12 protein-coding genes and 1 pseudogene are annotated in these 21,768 nt (G+C 44.7%); 5 read left to right on the top strand and 8 right to left on the bottom strand.

The features are described 5' to 3' along the window. The 3 genes from QUA04_RS23120 to QUA04_RS23110 all read right to left on the bottom strand — a co-directional run. The coding region (locus tag QUA04_RS23120; protein ID WP_333261255.1) for a serine/threonine-protein kinase PknK at nucleotides 1-4,019 on the bottom strand (4,019 nt) is incomplete at its 3' end. A 594-nt stretch (nucleotides 4,020-4,613) separates the two neighbouring features. Beyond that, the gene (locus QUA04_RS23115) at nucleotides 4,614-9,479 is read right to left on the bottom strand and encodes a CHAT domain-containing protein (RefSeq protein ID WP_333261252.1); all 4,866 of its coding nucleotides are present in this window, start codon (nucleotides 9,477-9,479) and stop codon (nucleotides 4,614-4,616) included. A 47-nt stretch (nucleotides 9,480-9,526) separates the two neighbouring features. Then, the gene (locus QUA04_RS23110; protein WP_333261249.1) at nucleotides 9,527-9,733 is read right to left on the bottom strand and encodes a hypothetical protein; all 207 of its coding nucleotides are present in this window, start codon (nucleotides 9,731-9,733) and stop codon (nucleotides 9,527-9,529) included. 152 nt (nucleotides 9,734-9,885) lie between these two features. Between QUA04_RS23110 and QUA04_RS23105 the strand changes: the two genes are divergently transcribed. Beyond that, nucleotides 9,886-10,080, top strand: coding sequence for a hypothetical protein (locus QUA04_RS23105; RefSeq protein WP_333261245.1), 195 nt, complete (start codon nucleotides 9,886-9,888; stop codon nucleotides 10,078-10,080). Nucleotides 10,081-10,177: 97 nt separating this feature from the next. Here QUA04_RS23105 and QUA04_RS23100 read toward each other — a convergent pair whose 3' ends face one another. Then, the gene (locus tag QUA04_RS23100) at nucleotides 10,178-10,456 is read right to left on the bottom strand and encodes a hypothetical protein (RefSeq protein WP_333261242.1); all 279 of its coding nucleotides are present in this window, start codon (nucleotides 10,454-10,456) and stop codon (nucleotides 10,178-10,180) included. 220 nt (nucleotides 10,457-10,676) lie between these two features. On the opposite strand from QUA04_RS23100, the gene QUA04_RS23095 reads away from it, so the two are divergent. The 3 genes from QUA04_RS23095 (at nucleotide 10,677) to QUA04_RS23085 (ending at nucleotide 14,711) form a co-directional block, all read left to right on the top strand. Next, on the top strand, nucleotides 10,677-12,248 hold the full coding sequence (locus tag QUA04_RS23095) for a nucleoside transporter C-terminal domain-containing protein (RefSeq protein WP_333261239.1): 1,572 nt from the start codon (nucleotides 10,677-10,679) through the stop codon (nucleotides 12,246-12,248). Nucleotides 12,249-12,508: 260 nt separating this feature from the next. After that, entirely contained in the window at nucleotides 12,509-13,114 is a 606-nt protein-coding gene (locus tag QUA04_RS23090; RefSeq protein WP_333261236.1) for a DUF3318 domain-containing protein, read from the top strand. Nucleotides 13,115-13,202: 88 nt separating this feature from the next. Then, nucleotides 13,203-14,711, top strand: a complete 1,509-nt coding sequence (locus QUA04_RS23085) for a hypothetical protein (RefSeq protein WP_333261232.1) — start codon at nucleotides 13,203-13,205, stop codon at nucleotides 14,709-14,711. Nucleotides 14,712-14,857: 146 nt separating this feature from the next. On the opposite strand, the gene QUA04_RS23080 is transcribed toward QUA04_RS23085, so the two are convergent. The 3 genes from QUA04_RS23080 to QUA04_RS23070 form a co-directional block, all read right to left on the bottom strand. Beyond that, the gene (locus tag QUA04_RS23080; protein WP_333261230.1) at nucleotides 14,858-16,654 is read right to left on the bottom strand and encodes a glycosyltransferase family 39 protein; all 1,797 of its coding nucleotides are present in this window, start codon (nucleotides 16,652-16,654) and stop codon (nucleotides 14,858-14,860) included. Then, nucleotides 16,638-18,419: a glycosyltransferase family 39 protein gene (locus QUA04_RS23075; protein ID WP_333261227.1), complete on the bottom strand. Its 1,782-nt coding sequence runs from the start codon at nucleotides 18,417-18,419 to the stop codon at nucleotides 16,638-16,640. Before QUA04_RS23075 ends, QUA04_RS23080 begins: the two co-directional genes overlap by 17 nt. A gap of 159 nt (nucleotides 18,420-18,578) precedes the next feature. Beyond that, nucleotides 18,579-19,793 (bottom strand): glycosyltransferase, encoded by a 1,215-nt coding sequence (locus tag QUA04_RS23070; protein ID WP_333261224.1) that lies wholly within the window; start codon nucleotides 19,791-19,793, stop codon nucleotides 18,579-18,581. Between the two features lie 319 nt (nucleotides 19,794-20,112). On the opposite strand from QUA04_RS23070, the gene cofH reads away from it, so the two are divergent. Further along, entirely contained in the window at nucleotides 20,113-21,258 is a 1,146-nt protein-coding gene (gene cofH, locus QUA04_RS23065) for a 7,8-didemethyl-8-hydroxy-5-deazariboflavin synthase subunit CofH (protein ID WP_333261221.1), read from the top strand. 44 nt (nucleotides 21,259-21,302) lie between these two features. On the opposite strand, the pseudogene QUA04_RS23060 reads toward cofH, so the two are convergent. After that, nucleotides 21,303-21,683, bottom strand: a pseudogene (locus QUA04_RS23060) (Uma2 family endonuclease); the annotation flags it as partial. Between the last annotated feature and the right edge of the window lie 85 nt (nucleotides 21,684-21,768).

Genomic DNA, 21,768 nt, shown 5'->3' with positions numbered 1-21,768 from the left:
ATTTCACCTGAAATTGCTTGGGAAGCTTTCATTACTGTGGCTAAATCTAGCGTCTCTCCCAAATTAGTGCTAGTGGTTGTAGCCTTAATCGTTGTTTTGTTAACATTTGTTTGAGCTGTTGTCTTGGCTGAGGTTCTACCTAGGAATTGGGGGTATTTTTTTTCTAAATCCTCAACTTTAGCTAGAGCGCCCCAGAGCTGGTAGCTATAATGAGCGTTTTGTATATAAGCTTGGGCGATCGTTTCTTTACCCAATGACAGGTAGAATTTGGCTGCAAGTTCGTGAGCGAGTGCTTCTTCGTTGATGTACTCGTTTTCTTTAGCTAAAGCAATGGCTTTGTCGTACATCTCCATTGCTTCTAGTTTTTGACCCAAAACTCGATATCGTTCTGCCTCTACTAGATAGAATTTGTGCAGATGATTCATTGGAGCATGATGCGCCCATTTCTGCATTTTTTCTTGATTAGCTTGTACTCGGTCAAGAATGCTTTGTTGCTCAGACTGTGGAGTATCAGAATACACGACCAACCGCACCAAAGAATCGTAAAAATGGAAGATAGGAACCACGGGCAATCCTACCATTGCATTTAAATACTTCTCTGCTAGAGCAGTATTTTCAATTGCTTGAGAGGATTTTTCAAACAAATAACAAAGTAAAATTTTATTTAAATATGAGAAAAAAATTGCCCCATTATCATTGGCTTGCTCGTGCAGAGGTAACCTTGTTTGCTCGTCGTACGCTTTACCCTTTAGAATCCAGGGGTCTTCACTTCTTCCCAGTAGATTTAAGACAGCCTGCCAATAAATTTCTTGAAAATTAAGTGCTGTTTCTTGCTTAACTTTATAAATAGCATCTCTGTAATTTGCCATCTCTGTTTCCAGTCCAGTCAGTTCTTTGCCGCTAAAGTAAGCGCAATAGGAGTAGATTATTAAACCAAAGGCAGCATATTCTAAATCTCCTGTTTCCATTCCGCTAGAGTAACTTGACATCAAAGGTTCCAATGTTTCTTTGAGATGCTCTTTCCAATGTCGCGTAAATATATTTACGATCACAACTGTCTTGGCTTTGATTTCTTTAGCATTTAACCTCGACAGCAAACTTAAAGCCAATTGCCCAAACTGATAACCCGAATCAATATCTCCCACAACTCCACAAAGCAGAAGCCCATAATTGGAATAAACTAAGGGAGACACCGAAGCATTGCCATATTGAACAGATAAATCTACTTGTTTGCATACCGTCAAAGGCAACAGTGTAGGAGCAGCAATATATGTAGCAGCAAAGATACTTGATAAAAGTCTCATGGCTGCTAGTTTATAGGGATCGCTCATTTGAGGTAGGTCGATTAATTGCTCAATTCGCTTCCCGTTTAAAATTGCCGCAGTTTCTCCTAGCGCCTGCCCAATATCTGACGGGGTTGGCTTAGAAGGAAACTCGACCCCTAACAGCTTTAAAACTTGTAGCGCTGTATTAACCGCTTCTAGTAGCCTGTTCTGGCCCATGTAAGCTTGGATCTGGACTTCGTACACTTTAATTTTGTCCAGCAGCATTTTGGCGCAGTTTTGGACTATCTCAACAAATCTCTGCATTCGGTCAAAATCACCTCTCAAAAAAGCTACCTCTGCTGCTTCCTCATGCAACGCTAATGTCACTTCGTACTGACTGTTCCAGCTATCTTCTAATAACAGTCTCAACCCTGCTTGCAAATATTTAATCGCCGACTCATGGGCTGTAGCTGCTTTGGCTTTTTGGCCTGCGGTTAAATTTAGTTTAGCGATTTCAGTGCGTTCGGATTCGTCGCTAACCAGTTCAATTCCTAGATTCAAATGATCGACGATCGCAAATATCTCTTCCCCTCGTTTCTCTGGCGAGGTATTTTGCCACAGCAGGCGACCGATTTGTAAGTGAACTGTTTTTTTAGAAGATTCCTCAATCAAAGCATAAGCTGCTTGTTGCACGCGATCGTGCAAAAACTTGTAAGTAGTAATGATGAGATGAGACTGAAGAATTTCTTCTTCTGTCGTGCCTAATTCAGAAGTGGCTAAAATTAATCCATCTTGGATGGCTGGCAATAACTCTTGAAAGCTTTGTGCAGGAGATTTCTCATTAACAATCGACAGAGTGTTTAAGTCAAAAGTATTACCAATGCAAGCAGCTAACCGTAAAACCTGCTGAGTGGAATATGGCAGTTTTCTCAATTTACCGACCATCAACTCAACGACGTTATCGGTAATCCCTACGGCTTCAATTTGTGAAATCTTCCAATCCCAGTTTCTTTGCTCAGAATTAAAAATCAGCAGGTTTTCTTCATAGAGAGTTCTGAGAAACTGATTGACAAAAAAAGGATTGCCTTGAGTTTTACCGACGACTAACTCAGCTAGGAGGATGACTGAGACTCTATCCCTCCGCACAGTATCAGCTATCAAGTTAGTAATATGTTCGATATCTAAGGGAGTTAAGGTAATATGGTTAATAGTCGCGCCTTGATTTTGCAGCGCCTCCAGAGTCATTATTAAAGGATGCGTCTGGCTCACTTCGTTATCTCGATAAGCACCCATTAGAAATAAGTATTTTGTTTCCTCATCTGCCATCATTACTTGCAGCAGTTTCAAAGTAGCGGAGTCAGCCCATTGCAAATCGTCTAAAAAAATGACTAAGGGATGCTCGACTGAACAAAACACGCGGATAAATTTTTGAAATACTAAATTAAAACGATTTTGCGCTTCCGTAGCACCTAACTCTTGGACGGGTGGCTGTTTGCCAACAATGAGTTCTACGTCTGGAATGACATCTATAATGATTTGACCGTTATCACCAAATGCCACTAAAAGTTTTTCTTTCCAGGCGCCCAGTTGCGTTTCGCTCTCAGTTAAGAGTTGCTTGACTAATGACCCAAAAGCTTTGACAACAGCCGCATAAGGAATATTGCGTTGAAATTGGTCAAATTTCCCGGCAATAAAATAACCGTTTGCCTTAGTAATCGGTTTATAAACTTCTTGCACTAAGGCTGATTTGCCAATGCCCGAGTAACCCGACACTAACATAACTTCTGTTGTGCCATTGCTGACGCGCTCGAAGGCTGCTAATAAGGTTTCTATTTCGCGTTCTCTACCATAAAGTTTTTGAGGTATTTGAAACTTATCTGTAATATCTTTTTGGCCGATCGCAAAATCAGCAATCGTTCCTTTAGCCTGTAGTTGTTCCAGGCATTCTTCTAAATCTGCGATGATTCCCCAAGCACTTTGGTATCTTTTTTCAGCAGTTTTTTCTAACAGCTTCATGACTAGAGCGGAAACCGCTTTAGGAATTCCTATTTCGGGATTGATTTCATGGGGCGGCACTGCTTGTTTAGCAATATGACAGTGGACTAATTCCATGGCATCGTCGTAATCCCATGGCACTTGCCCCGTTAGCAGTTCGTAAAAAGTGGCTCCTAATGAGTAAAAATCAGTGCGGTAGTCGATCGCTCGGTTCATTCTGCCTGTTTGTTCCGGCGATATATAGCTGAGAGTGCCTTCTAAAACATTAGGATTTTTTAGGGTAGGATTCTCGTGATTTAAAACAGTAGAGATGCCAAAATCTATGATTTGGACTAGCCCAGTTGTCGAGTTAATAATAATATTGCTGGGGTTGATATCTTTATGAATAATGTTATGTTGATGGATTTGGCCTAAAGCTCTGGTTATTTTGATAGCTGTTAACAAAAACTCTTGTAAGGTAAGTTTTTGAGAAGCCAACCCCAGCTTTAATGATTTTCCACCACTATCCTCGAAAATAATAGCTAAACTGTTCTGATATCTTTCTAAACCGTAGGTTTTAGGCACACTTTCTAGGTTGAGATTGCGTGTAATTTCGTATTCCTGCTTGTATCTAACTAACGAAGCTGGCATCGGATAATCTTGCTTGAGGAATTTGAGAATGACTGGTTGGTTGTCTTGCTTTCTCACTCCTCGGTAAACTAAAGAATTGTTACTTTCATGAATTTGGTTAGTAATCTCGTAGCCGGCTAAGTTAATCATCCTTGCAGCCTCTTTTAATAATTAAATGAATACACATTTTTTTTAGCAATTCTCAATTTGTAAGTAGATGTATCCTCTAATATAAAGACTAGCCTGCACTTTAAGCAAAATTTAAATTCTAACTAAACAATATTATTTTTTACATTTCTTCAAAAAACTACAAATAAATATTTATGTTAGGAGTCTGATCGCTCGGTTGCATAATTATAGTATGAATAAGTGGAATCACCATGCAATAAAAGCGAGTGCAAACTAACCCATATCCGTAAAAACACTAAGAAAAAAGTAAAGCAGAACCACATTTTTGTCAAATGCGATCGTCAATTTATCGCTGATGATGAGTCCCACGCCTTGTTACAGTGAGACGGTGAAACCCGAATGCCTAAAAATGTATGTCATATCATTTCCGGTTACACTCCTTATGATGTTGACGGTTGACAGTGAACAGTCAACGCCGTGAACAGTCAACTCGAATTTACTATTCCGATGCTAACGGATTTGATATCAATGGTATAGGTTTTCGGGCAATTAACGAATCAAGGGATTTCATCACACCACCCTAATAACTTCGGTAAGACTTGTGCGAAATCTCCATTACCAAGGATTGCCAATCATTGTAAAGGCGGCCCAATAATAAGGATGCGAAAGCACTCGATCGCCCCTGGAGGCAATTTCTGGAGGCAAAGTTAGACTCATAGAAAGCCCTTCTACTCGCAGCATCCCGTCTTGAATCCGCACACGCCCCTGCAGCATCTCCAATTGCGCGCGCCGCAAAGCCTCCGCTTTAATCATCAAATTGCCACCGCGTCTGGGGGCCCGCAACTGCCGATAAAACTCAGTCATCAGCCCCAAAGTCCCCTCATCGCTGACTTCCCACAAACTCGCTAAAGCGGATCTAGCACCGCTAGCTACCGCCAAACCCGCAAACCCCAACTCCGCCTCTTCGTCGCCCAAAGCGGTATTGCACGCGCTTAAAACTAACAGATTCACCGGCGGTTCATTCCATCGCAACTGCCGCATTTGATCGATACGCAATTTAGTATCCCATAACTGAATGTAAGAATTTTTCGGTTCTCCGGGCTGGAATTCGCTGTGAGTTGCTAAGTGAATGATGCCAAAAGGTCGATTTGCCCGCTGAGCTTGCAAATTTCCGAGAGTAAAATCTTGATTCAAAAAAGATTTTCCCCGATCGGGCGGCGCGATCGACTCTAACTCCACCGGTACCGCCGGTAATGGCGCTTTATCTTCAAATACCGACGCCCCCATTGCCAAAATTTCATCATCCGCAATATTGTCGTAGCCGATATCAGTTAAACTCAGACTCGGCATCACGCTAATGCTGTATTTTTCAACTAAAAAGCCTTTGCCGTCGTGAAGGGCCGCAAACGGCACACTCCGCAAACCGGCTGCCGGAATTACAATTAAATTGTCAATTTTTAAAGCTGTCAATTCTGCGGCAACTGGTGCAATTAACCACCGATAAAGTTTTTGCGCCGTATCCAAATAACTAATGCTGCTTCTTTTTCGGGGATTAGTTATTTCACTTTGCAAGGCGTCGGCTAGTTGCAACACCTGCCAGCGGGTTGTCGCCGGAATTAAAACGCGCTGGGGTTGAGCGTTAGCGGTTACTAACACTAATTCTAAAAGCTCCCCATTAGGAACATCGGAAACTTCTTTGCTACCCGGCTGCAACCTCTGGGTCAACTTATCTTCTAAGGGATGAGGGGGCTCGGATGCGAGGTTTGTTCTCACAGGCAATAGATTAGACAAATCCTGACTGGCCACCAGCACCGAACCATTTTCTTTGGCGGCGCCTGCATCCGCTCTGCTGACCCAATTCATATAAATAATGGCAGATTTTATCCCGGTAATTTGTTCATTTTTGCGAAGAGTTTCGTAAATTACCGACATATTACTAATCGGTCTTCTTGCGGGCAAGTCTAGATATTTTTCGTACTCGCGAGTAAAGATTTCCTCAAATACTAAAACTCCCGAACCTGCCGAATCTACCCTGCGAGAAGGAGCGAAAATATCCGGGCTAATTTCGGGATTTTTGTATCGACTTTGCGATCGCAATTGTACTTGCAAAGATGCAGGAAGTGACAGCACAGGAGCAGGATTTACGGGAACTACTGGCACTACAGGCGGTTCGGGAATTGGTGCGGGAATTGGTGCGGGAATGGGTTCGGGAATTGGTGCGGGAATGGGTTCGGGAATTGGTGTAGGAGTAGAGGGCCTGCCGGGTGTGATTAGGGAAATCTGATTTGGTAAACTTCCTTGGGTGTAAGTTTGTCCAAAAGAAAAAGTGGGCAAAATCGCGTTTCCCGCGCCAGCATTAATGCTTCCCAGGGTTCCATTGTCGATCGCGCCGCCAACTACAAACGGTCGATCGATAGCGCCTCCGTGGCGAATTGCGATCCTCCCCGCCCCCGCACCTCCGGCAGTAGAAATACTCGAAGAATTACCCGATATATCGTTGAAAACATTGTTCGAGCGAAACAAACCGAGGGTTGTCACATCAATGCTGCCACCAGTGCCACCACGGCCACCTTGAGCATTGATAAAACCTAACTGAATGTTATCCGTGGCGCTCAGGGAAACGCCTCCGCCATTGCCGCTTGAAGTGCTGCTGGAGTTGATATCTAGAGCCGAAATACCCGCTTTCGAGGTGACAGCAATATTTCCGCCGATCGCCCCCGAAGCGTTCAAAGCTCCGGCAGTTAAAGGGCCGGCATTGCTTTGGAGAGCGATCGCGCCTCCTGTGCCCGCCGACGACGAGTCGATCGCACCCGCAGCAACACTATTCCCCTCAACCCGAATCCTCCCGCCGTTCGAGGTAATATTACCAGTCCGAACCTCGCCGCTTCCTTGCAGGTTCACGTTACCGCCATCCGTCCTTAAATTACCCTCTAGGAGGACATTTGCTGCCTTGATATCGGCTCCCAAAGTGGCCGTGCTGTCCCCCCCGAAGCGAGCGGACTCGCGGGCGTTAACGCTCAAACTGCGCGCTGCAATTGTGGAAGCAGCCGTCACGCTAGCAGCATCAGCCGAGAGCAGGCCCAACCTCTGAGTTTGACCGACTAGGCCGTCAAAAGTAATGTTGCCGCCAGCGCGCAGCGTCAAATTATTAGCCCGGCCCGGCGTGCTGTCGAGGGTATTGGCAAAAGTGATATTGCCGGTAGTGGCGGATAGGGTGGTGCGATCGACTGTGACGTTACTATTGAAAGTCATGTCGCCAGATGTCGCAATATTGCCCGATACCTCGGTACTGCCAGCGTGGACGTATAAACTCGCCAGCGGTGCAGTTTGACCGACTGTAGCGCCGAACAGCACTCGCTGAGCGTCTAGTCTCAGGGCGCGAGCTCCGTCTAGGCTACCGGAGAACAGAATGTTGCCGGTAGCTTGAGTGCTCAAAGCCACGTCAGCATTGAGGGATGCGTTTCCTGTAAAAGTGAGATCGCCGCCGGATGTCGCAAGGTTGGCGTTGAGATCAGTTTGGGGCGCGTCGAGAGTCAAGCTAGCGCTGCCGCTTGTTCTTAGGGGATTGTCGATCCTGATCGATCTGCCTTGAAGTGTCAGCGGGCTGTTGAAGGTAATGGGTGCGACGATCGCGATCGAGCTGCTGTTTTCGCGCCCGATCGCGATCGAGCTAAAATCCCCCGCCAAAGCGCCGAGATCCGTTGCAGTCAAGTCCAAAATGCCCAAAATATCGCCGGTGCCACCGATCCGAATTACTCGGCTATCGTTGGGTTGCAAGCGAATTATTCCCCCCGCACTGCTGACAGAATTGCTGCCGCCCCTCAAGTCAATGCCGTTAGCAGTGATAGCGATATTGCCGCCGTTAGCATTGAGTCCGCCCAGAGAGATGCTGCTGCCAAAAATGTTGATGTTGCCACCTTGAGTCTCGATTGCGTCCTTGAAGTCATTGACAACAAACACTCCGCCCGATCTAAATGTTACGGTGTCTCCTGTTCTCGCTTGCAGCGAAAGTTTGTTATCGGGCAAGTCTTGGAGGGTGATGTAGCCCGGGGTATCTAGAACCACGTTGCTGCCGGCGGCCATCTCTTCCAACTGTACTTCTGAGATCGATGTTTCATTGGGTTCTGGTGCCGATTGCAGTTCCCCGCCAGTCGAGCCCCCGCTAGTGTCGCCGTTACCGCTGACGATCGTAATATTTGCCGGATCGAGGAACAAATTGCCGATCGCACCGTTAGTCGCGCGGGTATCGACCTCTCCTTGGAAAGTTAAAGCATTTTTTCCCGAAACTTCTACTCTGCCGCCGTTACCTGCGGTGATGCCCCCGCGAGCACTAATATTGCCGAAGAAGCGAGTTGTATTGTCTGACCAAATTACCGCAGTGCCGCCATTGCCACGGTCGATCGCGTTGGCTGCGATCGTAGAATCAGGACTAACATAAGTTACCAGTGAGTTCGGCACTGGTTCCATCCCCTGGAAACCGCCTCCGACGCGCACAGTACCTCCGCCGTCAGTCCCGGAAGCATTGATATTTGCGCCGAAGAGTCCGACTTTTTCCCCTAAAATATTGACTGTGCCGCCAGCATTCCCAGAAGGGCCAAATACATTTACAGAACCCGAGACGATCGCACTTCCCGGAACTGCCGGCACTGTTTGACCGCCAGTCAGTACCAATTGACCTTGTTCGTTAGTCGTTAAACCTGTGGCTGACGCTACGCCCGGGCCCGTTAGCAACTGAGGCAAAGAAACTGGGGCGATCGCAGATTTTTCTGACTGCAAAGACGGAGTAATTTCTAAACTTAATAAATTGCCAGCTTGACTGATACGGACTGCATTTTCTCCCTGAACAGCAGCCACAGTAATTTGACCGCCTGGAGCGGATAATTGTCCTGTATTAATAACGGTTCCACCGAGCAAAGTTAAACTTTGCCCGCTGCCAACTGCCAAGTTTCCCGCATTGACAATTGCACCAATTTGTGAGTTATTAAAATTAAATTGATTAGGATTTCCCAGTAAAGCTTTGTAATCATTAATTCCGGCCGAATTGAACCACCGATCGCCGAAACCAATACCTGTAGCAGTTGTCGCAAAAAAAGACCCAGGCAGGTTTAATCTAGCATTTTGACCAAAGATAATTCCCGCCGGATTCATTAAGAATAAATTTGAGTTGCCACCAGTTACAGAAATCAGACCGTTAATTACGGAAACATTGCCACCGGAAATCCGCCCTAAAATATTTTGAATATTTGGATTAGTTAGAAAATTAGCTATTTGACCTTCGCTGAGATTAAATTGGCTGAAGCTGTGAAAAAGATTTGCCCCGTTTCCTGACAGTTGCCCGCCACTAATGTCTGTGCGATTTTGCTCGGACTTAACAACAGTATTCGTGCCGTCAGTAGCAGGAACTACAGGTTGCGATCGAACTGCTAGCGGTAGCAGCCAAAAACCTAATGTCAAAATTAGAGCAGAACGAAAATAGGTCATTGGAGGAAGCCATTAGTCATTAGTTCTTAGTCATTAGTTCTTAGTCATTAGTCATTAGCCGGAAGGAAGAGGGATTTCAGAAAAGTCAATTTTCCATTACCAATTTTAATCTCTTTTCGTTTGGATTTTTTTTGAGCTGTAATGTTCCGCCAAAGTACCCATAAACTTAAAAAGGTCGATCGAACACCGCCACCGACGGGGGTCGATCGCACTCCAGAACCACCCGTTGCCAGAATGTCGGAAATTTCAGGCAAATTTTGTATTGATCTGTAACAAGTGTATTGACAAAAGCCCCCCAGAGTCCTATGATTGGAGCACTGATTGGGTGGAAAAGTAAAAACCCACACAATAACTGGCTTCTCTAATAAAGTTAAACACAAAATATTGATGCTTTTAGAGACCAACCATGCAAACACCAGCTTTCCCATTTCTAACTGAACAAATAGTAGAGCGGATATTTTCGTCAGGCGAACTGACTCGCTATGACAGACAGCGAATTCAGTCAATGCTCTTAAATGAGTCGATCGGTGAAAATGAATTGAGCTTAATTGAAAGAGTAATGGAAGGCGTAGTCAAGGGAATACTTGACGTACTCAATTAGTTGAGAACGGGCGATAACCTATCTAAATTTAGGGTGCGCCATATGCAACTTACCCTAATTTTAAATAAAATCAAAAATCAAAAATTCTGTCACCGTTCTAAAAATCATCATCCGGGCCCTCATCCTCACTTTGATCGCGACGTACAAGTTCAGAAGGAGGCCTATCGTTACTCCAAGCCCACCACACGCAATCGCACTGGCAGCGGTAAAATTCTTGCCACTTCCGACGGTTGAACTCGGTGTATACTGGCGATCGGCGATTAATCCAGACCTCAGCGGCATCCGTGCAGCTAGCCCCACACTTGGGGCAGCAAAACTCATTAGCGTGAACCGCCGTTGCAGTCCATTCAGGAGGATGTGGAGCAAAAGCTTCCATGTGTTAGAGTTTCTATCTAAACTGCTGGTAATTACGGCAAATCAAGGGTTGCTAAAGCTCCGCAGAGTTCGGAATGACCTAAGCAATGACATAAGTACGCTGTTGAGTGCGTAATTTATCTGCCCATTATTTTTTTTAGTATTTGCCGTCAGATGAATAGTATAACTGATGTGATGCAAATCGTTGATCGGCATTCTTAAGTATTTCAAGGACTAGGCTCATGTCAATCTACAATCTTATCTCGTTTCTGGGCATTTTTGGCTTATGTGCGATCGCCTGGATTTTTTCAGAAAACCGACAGTCGAAGTATATTCCCTGGCGCGTCATCATCTGGGGCATTGGCCTGCAATTAGTCTTAGGATTTTTAGTATTCCTGTTCCCCCCAACTCGCATCGCCCTAGAATGGTTTACTAGCTTACTGGATGGAGTATTCACCGCTGCTGACGCTGGAGCGAGATTTGTATTCGGGAGCAATGTTGTACCAATACCTGGTAAAGAGCCGGCAGTTAATTTAGGATATATTTTTGCCTTTCGAGCTTTACCCACTGTCATCTTTTTTTCGGGCCTCATGGCCTTGCTATACAACATCGGTGTGATTCAAATTGTCACCGAACTTTTTGCCAAAATCTTTTATACGACAATGCGGTTGAGCGGAGCTGAAGCCCTTAGTGGCGCTGCTAATATTTTCGTAGGAATTGAAGCGGCAATTGTGGTCAAGCCTTATTTGCCACAAATGACTCGTTCCGAACTTTGTGCAATCCTCTCTTGCTGTTTTGGGACCGCCGCTTCTTCAACTTTAGCAATTTACGTCAGTTTTCTCAAGCCAGTTTTTCCAAATATTTTAGGGCATTTAGTTTCCGCTTCAATTATCGCCATTCCCGCTTGTTTTGTTCTCTCCAAAATCTTAGTACCGGAAACAGGCGTGCCCGTGACAATGGGTGGCATTCCCAAGGAAGAACCGAAGCCTCAAGGCCGCGAGTTTGTGGGCGAAGAAATTTCGGACATGGAGCGCGAAGAATTCAAACAAGAGACTGTTGGGGGAGAACCCATCGAACGAGTCAGCCCTTTGGATGCAGCAATTGTTGGCGCATTGGACGGTGTAAAAATGGCTGTGGCAATTGCCGCTGTTTTGATTTTAATCTTGGGCTTAGTTTCCTTAATCAATCAATTCTTTGGTTGGCTAGCAATTTTGCCCGGCCCAATTGGTGGCTTTTTCAAAGTTGTCACCTTAGCCAACATTATGGGAGTCTTATTTTATCCCCTGACGCTATTAACAGGAGTTTCATTAGAGGACTCTTGGCAAGCGTCAGTAATTATCGGTCGTCGGCTGTTAGAAACAGCGATTCCGCCTTATCAAAGTTTAGCAGAAGCGGCGGCAAAAGGACTCGTGAGCGATCGTACAGTTTTAATTGTCAGTTACGCCCTTTCCGGCTTCGCCCACTTAGCCTCCGTCGGCATATTTGTCGGCGGCACGATCGCCTTAATTCCATCCCGCCGCAAAGACATTTCCGAACTCGGTTGGAAAGCATTATTTGTCGGCACTTTAGCGACAATGATGATCGCTTGCATCGCCGGCACCTTTGACACCGGAGACGCCAGCATTTTAGGCGCTAAAACAGCCCCTGCTGCCCCGCTAACAGCCCCTGATTCTCCAAAACCACCATCCCCAGCCGCGAATTCAAAGCCGTCAGTTGCCCCAGCGATTGCCAGCCCGAAGCCTTCGCCGAACGCCGAAAAAGTGGCTCCGAGAGCTCAAGAATCGCCCTCTCCCGCATCCAAGAAAAACCCTTAATTATCTTCTAAGAACTCGTAGGGGCTGGTTTTTTCAACAATATTTAATTCCAGACAAAAAGTTACACAAACTCGCCCCCACAAAACTCATAATCTACATCAACTTGGATTTCGATCGCATCACCCCTTGGGTGGGGGCGGGTTTACGAGATTGTAGGTTTTAGGCAATTATTGTCTGTAAAACCCGCCCCCACGAGGCCGTGACCGATATTATTGTTTTTTATCCAGATGTAATTACCAATTATCAATAACCCTAAATTTATGAATCCCGATCCAGAAATTCGCCGCCTGTTAGATGTGATGCCTGCTTCCGGCCGCATGATGTGTAAAATAATTAATAAGCCACAACAATCAACAGTAATTGACTGCGATTTTCCTTTACCTTGGAATCAATCTCGCCCGATTTATATTAATTTTGATTTGTGGCGGCTGCTATCTAAGCCGCAGCGGGATTTACTGCTATTGCGGAATGTAAGTTTTCTGTGCAATTTTAAGTGGTTTAAGCCGGATATTTATCAAGGTGCGGCTCTGGCGGGAATTGTCGGGACTGTTGTAGAATTGTTGCAGGGAGATGCGATCGGCACTGCGATCGCGGGCGGTTTGACGGGACTCGCCATGACTCGAATTTGGCGCGACAACCGCAGTTCCCAAGTAGAGTTAGATGCTGACGAAGGGGCGATTAGAGTAGCGGAAAGGCGTGGTTACAACGAAGCGGAAGCGGCCGGACATTTGCTGGGGGCGATCGAGGCTGTGGCGCAGATTGAAGGGCGCAGTTTGGATTTTAATGAGTTGATTCGGTGTCAAAACTTAAAGGCGATATCGGGTATTTCGGCGGTGGGCGTTCCCGATAGTGTCAGGCAAGAGTGAAATCAACTTAAATGCCAAGGAACTTATTTTAATTACATCGCGAATACCAACCCACCTAGACGTTGACCTTTTACCAGATATTCATCCAATGAACAAGAAAACTGCATTAAGACTAATACCTTCAGAGATTAGCCACTCTACTTTTAACCAATTGTATAGCACTCTTGTTAATGCTTTAGAAGATATTGTTTGGGAAGTTCCATGCAAATCAGTAAATTACTCACAATATCCTCAAGATTTAGCAGACGATTATCTCTGGGCTTTATTTGTCGGAGAAAATATAGCTAGGTTTTGCCAGCCTATTTCTTTTCAAATGGACTATACAAATTTTCCTGTTAAAGTGTGTTTTGTTTTTAGACCGAAAGATTTAATAGGTTTAACTCAATATCTATGTTTAATTTTACCTGCATTTGATGAGGATGTAGTTTGGGATGACTTAGATACTGAACTCCAAAATATGTATGAGGAATTTGTAGATAATCTAGAAAAAATTCCGCTTTCTTTTCCTGAGTTGGCTGACTCATACCTGGGTAATTTCGTGGTAGGAATAGATTATTTATACGAAGATGAAGAAGAGGAAGAACGAGATAAACTTATTAAAAATTTATACAACGCTCATCCAGAGTGGCGTTATGGTTTCTGGCGTTCCTTTGCAAGTAATAACGTCGGTTATGATTTTTATATTTCTAGCAACGCTTGGATAGTTCCGCTAAATGCACATGTTGAAGAGCTTATCAAAAAATATGGTGGATTCAGGAATAATGTACCCTCATTAGAAGCAGCAGAACAGATATCATCATTAAAACTTGATCCGATTGTTTTCAATAAAGCTAATATAGTGCTTTATCCTCTAAATCAAATATATGAGGCGCGAGAATGTGCGCGAGATGTTTGGTTTACAAGTATTGAATGTGAAGTCAGAAGAAGTCAGTCGGGAATTAAAGAATATCGACACTTTTATAATATTGGCTCTATTGAAAAGTTACTATTATCTACGGAGGGAAATATCTTAATAGTATGTGACGAAGTTACTCAGTATGTTTTTTTCGAGGATTCCATAGGGAGAATTAAGAATGAAGTTATAGAAAAGTATTTAGATATAATTACGAAACTATCAGAGAGAGCAAGAATACTGCTAGGAAAACCCACTGAGATTGCTTGTCCTTGGGATGAGCTTGATGATGAACTGTTTGAACAGCTTTGCTACGACATTATCGAATCCTACTATCAGCCGAGTAACATCCGAAAAATGGGAAAATCTCGATCTCGTGATGGGGGTAGAGATATAGAATTTCAAACACCTGAGCGGATTGGTAAAAATACTGTTAAGTGGATTGTACAGTGTAAGTTGATTCGGGATAGTAGTTCGCTCACAGGTACTAAAATTAAAGTTTCCGATACTGTAGACCAGTATGGAGCAGGTGGATTCTGTGTAATGACTAGCGGCGTTATTGATAGTACGCTCTACGACAAGCTGGATGGTATTGCTCGCAATAAACGTATTGAGACAGATTGTTGGTCTAGGTTAAAACTAGAGCGTTTCTTAGCGAGGCATGTGGAAATTCGAGACAGATACTTCAGAAAAGGAATTTCCTAGTTAAATTGAACTTACTACGGATATCACTGAATTTGGTAATAGCTTTAGTAATAGTAGTTTCTTGAGTCATAAACTTGTTTACTTATCTACCTTCTCGATAGTATTATATTTTTAAAATCGGTTTGCAGTTGCGGGCGATCGCCAAATCAGGAACAATGATAAACTTGATATTCATACCCATCCACCGCAGGCAACTCGCCTGATTCAACCTGACATTTTTGTGCTTCTAGATTGACAGGTGCGCGAAAATTAACCAACCACAAATCAAGCGGACGTTCTAATTGACTGAGTGTTTTATAAAGTGTGCCTGCCGCTATTTCCGGCGCATCCCTTCTCTGATTAGCCAAAAGAAACAGCGGAGAATCAAAGGCTTTAACTTCTTCTTTCTTCCTAACATCCGTTACATCCGCTACAAAATCCGTTGCCGAACTTCTTTCCCATTCCCACCCTATCCCCATCAACTCTCCTATTTCTACATGAGTCTTTTGAGTAGTGGCAATTAACACGGGAACTTTCGACAATTCGCGGATAATCGGAATTAAAAGGTCTGGTTTGTAATATTTGCGATAGCCGAGATTGGAATTTACTGTTACACTGCTAAAAAAACCCATTACTAAAATTAGCAGAACTGCTTTTTTGCCAGCCATTTCCATAGCAGGTAAATTAAACCATTGACTTTTTGCTGTAGGTGTGTTGTAAATAACCGCCAAGGTTGCTCCTAAAAGCAATATCACCCCCGGAAAGTAGACGAAATTGTATCGAGCGCCGCGAGTTAGGTCAATCCCTAGAATATATGCAAAGCTGAAAAATAGGAAAATTGCTCCTAGCACAAATCCGCCGAAAATAACAGTACCTAAACGGCTATCGGGTGTTGTTAAGGAATTTTTAAGAGCGCTAAACAGGATGGGAAGCACCAATATAAAAAATATTGTCATTGCGATCGCCGATGCAACTACTACTGCCAAATTTAGCGATTCCACCGGCAGCAGAGACATGACAGTGATCCATGCAGCTAAAGCTTGAACAATCGGATTGATCGAATCTAAAAATGTGCGATCGCCACTGACAATCCAATTAGTTAGTTCGCTGCCGTATTTATTCGACAAAAATATCGGCAGCCAAACTAAACCGCCCGCCAAAGTACCCACGGCTACTGCGAAAAGCCGCCAGAGGATTTGAAATTGCCAAATATTAGGCTGCTGGCTGTTGTCAATTGGCAGCTTTCGATGAAACTGCAGCCAGATTACAGCAATTAATGCTATTGCTTCCGCACCCAAAGTTAGTGCAAAAAAGTAGTGAACGGCAATTCCTAAACAGTTAACAACTACCCAAAGCAGTACCGCCCAAATAGGCATGGGCGCGCGCTGTTGCAGCTTTTTTGTAGCTAATGTCAAGCAAAAAAGAGAGGCAATAACTAATAAGATTCCTAAAGTGTAATGGCGAGCTTCTTGAGCGAGATAAATGCCGTAGGGAGAAACTGCCATCATCGCGGCCGCACATTGACCGACTAAACGAGAACTAAAAGCAAATTTACCCAAAAAGTAGATAGCTGGAACTGAAATCACACCTAATAATGCAGGAAGAGCTCGCCCTATCCAAACTAAACTATCCTCTGAAGGCCCAAACAGTCGCATCCACCAGTGGGCGAGCATAAAATATACTGGTGGATGGTTGCTTTCTAGCAGCAAATTGCGGAGCACGTCGGCGGTGTCAGCATCGGGGCGCAATTGTAGCGGTTGTAATAATGTAGAAAGGTCGATCGCGCGATCGAGGGGCACACCGCCAAAACTGTTGCCCAAACTAAACACTAGAGTGGAAAACTCGTCTGTCCACAGCGGTTTCGAGTCCAAATTGGCAAAGCGCAAAATAAAGGCGATCGCCGTCCACAGCAATAGCAACAATAGTTGTTTGTTATTGATAAAAAGACTATATCCTGCTTTCATTTGGCCCGCGCTTGTAAATAACGATCGCTCGTTCTTGCATTCCCAGCCAAGAGAAATAGGGTATTTCCTCGAACTTCTCATAACCCGGCTTCGGCTGCTTGGTAGCAACAATGTACTCATCATCAAATACCCAAGGTCCTAGCCCTTTCAAATCAGCGTCTTGCCATTTTTTAGTTTTGTATACTCGCATGAATTTGTCACTATTGTACCATCCATTAAAAGTGTCTAGACCGCGAATTGATTCGGAATTCACACCATACACAGTCATGAGTTTATTTTGAGCAGCCGTTGCTGCACTGTTCCAACCCATATAGTCCTGAAGACAAACTACACTGAAAATGTAAAGTAGCGTACAACTAAAAGTCGCAAACCACATTGCACCTTTGAGCTTAAATCGGCTCATTTGGTAGGCTAACAGCAAGATCAAGGGCGGCAGTGCCGGAATTAAATATCGATCGTAAACGAAAAACCGCCCTGGATTGTAAGCTATAGCCAGAAGAATGCACCCCCACAGCAATAAAAAAAGTTTTTGATGGGTTCGCTTCTGCAATACATTATTTTCGTCCTGTTGCCACCGCACATCGTAAAATATATCGACACAGTTCAGAAATATTAGTCCTGCCACTCCGAGTGCAGCGAATGTTATGGGCCACCACCATCTACCGATACTAACTACTGGCTGTGGGTTAACATCTGATAACTGAATGTGACCCACAGCCAAATCAAGCAAATAATCGCCTTTTAATAGAGGCATTCGATAAGCGTATTGATTTAACCACAAAGATTGTTTATTTAAAAATACCGACCAGACAAAAAATAGAATTTTAGGTAAGAAAAACATTGCCAGCGAGGCACAGCAAAACCCAAGAAAAATAGTGAGACGCTTTCGATTCCAAACATCGTACTTGCGAACTATTTGCCAAAGTCTGCCCGCACCCAAAGGTAGAGCAAAAAAACCCATATAACAAAGTGAAACTGGAATGTGTCGCAATCCATCCATAGCTGACATTAGAAATCGTCCCTGGAGGCTTTGAAAAATAGGAGTGCCAGCATCTTTAATTGTCCCTAAATAAAGAGCGATCGCCACCGCAGCCAGCCACGGGCAAATTAAAGCAAAAACCATAGACCAAGACACTCTATATTGTTTTTGGCACCAAAGTACGAGTACTGTCGCCGCAAAAGCAACAGGCAACATTACCCCAAATTGCCTTACAAAAAAAGCTACGACTGCAAAAAAACTGCCCCAGAAAATTAGTGGGGCGCGTGGTGTTTGAAGTGCTAGGAGAAAAAATAGTCCTGACAGTATTGACATTGCTAGAAACGGCACGTCGGTCATAAAGCTGTACGATAAATTTAAAACTAAAGGGTTAATTGCTACCAGCGCCCCGCAAAGTAAAGCCAAGTTTCGAGAAAGACCCAATGCTAATCCACAGCGGGCCATCGCCCACGCGCCAACAAGGCTTAATACTAAAGTCGATACTCGCAAAACAGTAAAGCTAAAACCAAAAATTTTGCAAAATAAGGCACCCCAATAAGCTTGCGCTACGAGAGTGGCAGCGACGTAAGAATGACCGCGGTACTGACCCTCTTCCAGCAGCCTTTGAACCGCCTTGGCGTGTATCCAGTCGTCGTTAAGCGAGAATTCACCTACGGGCGACACTAAGAGATTAGTTAATAGCAACAGCAAGAGCAAAGGCAAAAGTAATGATTGATTGGTGATATAGCGCCAAGTAGTGGCTGAGAGTAAAAAAAATTTTTGATTCATAAAAGTAGCTTACTTGCAAAAGTTTAAATTCTTCAGTGAAAGGCTGATGTTTCTGTTTCCATGTATTTCGGACGATCGCTCGGGATGTCAAGAGCGATCGTGAATTTTGCGCTGTCTCTGTCCCTGTATGCCCTTCTCACTCTTGAATATTCCCAGCTTCTAATCAACATCCGTTACCCGCCAGCTCAACTTCATATTAATCCAGAAATTCCACAGAGTCACAGCCACGATCGCAATTAAATTAGCCAAATATTCATTCATCCCAAAAACATTAAACAGCAAATTAACCAGCAGCACATTCAAAATCAAACCCATCAAGCAAATGGTATTAAATTTCAACAGCCGTTTCAATCGCTGGCGCTTTCCGGGCTGCCGCTTAGAAATCTCCCCAAAAGTCCACAAATCATTCCACAAAAAGTTACTGATAATTGCCAATTCAGCAGCAACGATCAGACTGCGAGTCAGCTCCCAATTGAGGATATGCCGGAACACGTACAAAACCCCCATATTCACAAATACGCCGCTGAAACCCACAAGGCCAAACCGCAGGAATCGGCCCATCGGCCAGCGGGCAAACCGCAACCGAAGCAAATGTCGCAAATACTCAATATACTGTTTCCAGGTAACTTTACTCTCGCCTTCTTGCCGCTCCTGAAACACGTAACCAACTTCTCCAATCCAGCGGATATCGCCTCTGCCGAGCACTTCAATCAATATTTTGTAACCAGCAGGGTTCATGGTTTTGCCGGCTATGCAAGTGCGGCGCACCATAAAATAGCCACTCATCGGATCGGAAACTCGGCCCACCACTCCCGGCAGGATCACCAACCCCAGGGTTTGAGCGCCCCGCGATAAAAATCGCCTGACAAGGCTCCAGTCGCTCACGCCACCCTCGGCAACGTGGCGGCTCGCAGCGGCCAAATCGGCTCCCCGCTGAATTTCTGCTAAAAGCTGCAACAGCGTCTCCGGGGGATGCTGCAAGTCGGCATCGATGACGCCCAAAACCTCGCCGCGAGCGGCCTGCCACCCGCGAATCACCGCTGTGGAAAGTCCCCGCTCGTCTTCCCGGCGCATCACCCGTAATTGCGGATATTCCGGTGTCAGGGACAGGGCGACTTCCCAGGTGCGATCGGGGCTGTTGTCATCGACTACAATTAATTCGTAGTTGCCGGGAATACTGCCATCGAGCAATTGAGTCAATTTTTCCACAATACTCTTGACATTCTGGCACTCATTGTAGGTAGGAATGACCAGGGAAAAATAAATGGGCGGTGTGTTGGCGTCTGTAAAAGTTGAACCGAAAGTCTGTACGGCAGGAATTTGCAAAAGCCCAGACGGCACTGGCAAGAGGTGATTTGCTTGGTTTATGCCCATAATTTCAGCGTTTAGAAAGTCAAGGATGGTTTTGTAAGACTTGAGATTGTAAAATATCGTTCCTCTATCAATACTTCGGACAGTTTTATATCTAATCGAGTGTCCGAAACCCAGACTGGCTATATGGTGGACTATTATTTCAAGGTTTAAGTCCAGCCCTAAGTTTCCTAAAATGCGTTAAAAATGGCAGGGCTTTCTCTGTAAGGCTTACAGGGCCGTTAAAAAACTGTCCGAAGTATTGCTCTATAGTTGATTCGTTAATATATAAAAACGCCTTAATTCTAGGCAGCAATTCTGTAGCTTAGCTAACAAAAAAACTGTGGATGCAATTCTCGATCGAGCTTTACAAGGTTATAACATCTCTTCTGCAGAGGCCTTGGTACTTTTGCAGCAAAGAGATCCTGACGCGCGAGCTTCTATTCAAACAACTGCTGACTTGCTCCGCCGCCGACAATCAGGGGATACTGTCACCTACGTTATCAATCGAAATATTAATTTTACTAACATTTGCGAGCAGCATTGCAGTTTTTGTGCATTCCGCCGCGACGAGGGAGATGAGGGCGCTTTTTGGTTAGATGCAGCTCAAATTCAGGAAAAGGCAACTGATGCAGTGCAGCGGGATGCGACGGAAATTTGTATGCAGGGGGGCTTAAATCTTCAAGCTAAGCTGAACGGCGCATTTTTACCTTATTATCTGCAATTGGTGAAAACTATTAAGGATAAGTTTCCTCAGTTGCATTTGCACGCTTTTTCGCCGCAAGAAATAGAATTTATTGCCAGAGGAGATAATCTTAGTTTCAGCTATGTAATTTCGGCTTTGCAGGATGCGGGAGTCGATTCGATGCCGGGAACCGCGGCGGAAGTTCTCGACGATTCTGTGCGACGGGTGATTTGCCCGGAAAAACTAAATTCGGCAACTTGGCTGGAAATTGTGGGAACTGCTCACCGTCTGGGTTTGCCGACAACGAGTACGATGCTTTGCGGGCATATTGAGACGGCCCAACAGCAGGTTTTGCATTTAGAAAAAGTACGATCGCTCCAACAAACTGCGATCGACCAAAACTATGGGGCACGCATTACAGAATTTATTTTACTACCATTTGTCGGACAGGAAGCACCGGCCCCTTTGCGGAGTCGAGTCGGCCGCGACCAACCAGTTTTAGCAGATACATTGTTACTCACCGCTGTATCGAGGATCTTCTTGGGTAATTTGATTTCCAATCACCAGCCGAGTTGGGTAAAATTAGGTTTAGATGGAGCGACAGAAGCGCTGAAATGGGGCTGCAATGACATCGGCGGTACATTGATGGAAGAGCACATTACAACGATGGCCGGTGCGGTTGGCGGCAGTTGTCAATCTGTCGAAGATTTGCAAAATGCGATTCGTTCTTTGGGGCGGGATTATCAGCAAAGAGATACAATTTATCGACCTTTAGGGGTTGACAATTTGGCAGTAATTTTGTAATTTTTCGGATGCGAAGTGCGAAGCGCGTAACGCATCCTAGGAGTTTAGCCGTTAGCGAAGCCCTCGGAGAGGATCGCACTTTCAAATTCTTCTAGCGCTTGACAACTTCCTACCTGTAAAGCACGTTCTACCGCAGTGGGGATAAGTTGGGCGCTCGCGATTTCTGGAAAATTCGGACTAATATCCGATTCTACATACTCTCCATCTTGCAGCAAATAAATGCGAAGTCTGCCGCTGTCGTAAACCCATACTTCTGGAACTCCAATAATTTTATAGGCATCGATCGTAGTTTTAGAAGTAACATCCGTCTCAATTGCCAAATCGGGCGGCGGATCGTCCGGTAAAAGTCGGCGGCGACCAATCATCCGCTGATAATTTAGAATATAAAAGCAAGCATCAGGTTCAACTCCTGCTGCACCTTCCCGTTTGAAAGTAAGCTGCTACGCAGCTAAACCGGATAAAATAGCATTGCCTTTATTTTTGATTTTTCGCTCCCATTTAATAACCATT

The organism is Microcoleus sp. S13_C5, assembly GCF_036700845.1.
Lineage (GTDB): Bacteria > Cyanobacteriota > Cyanobacteriia > Cyanobacteriales > Microcoleaceae > Microcoleus.
The sequence above is the reverse complement of the archived record's forward strand: the minus strand, read 5'-3'. Positions and strand labels throughout refer to the sequence as shown.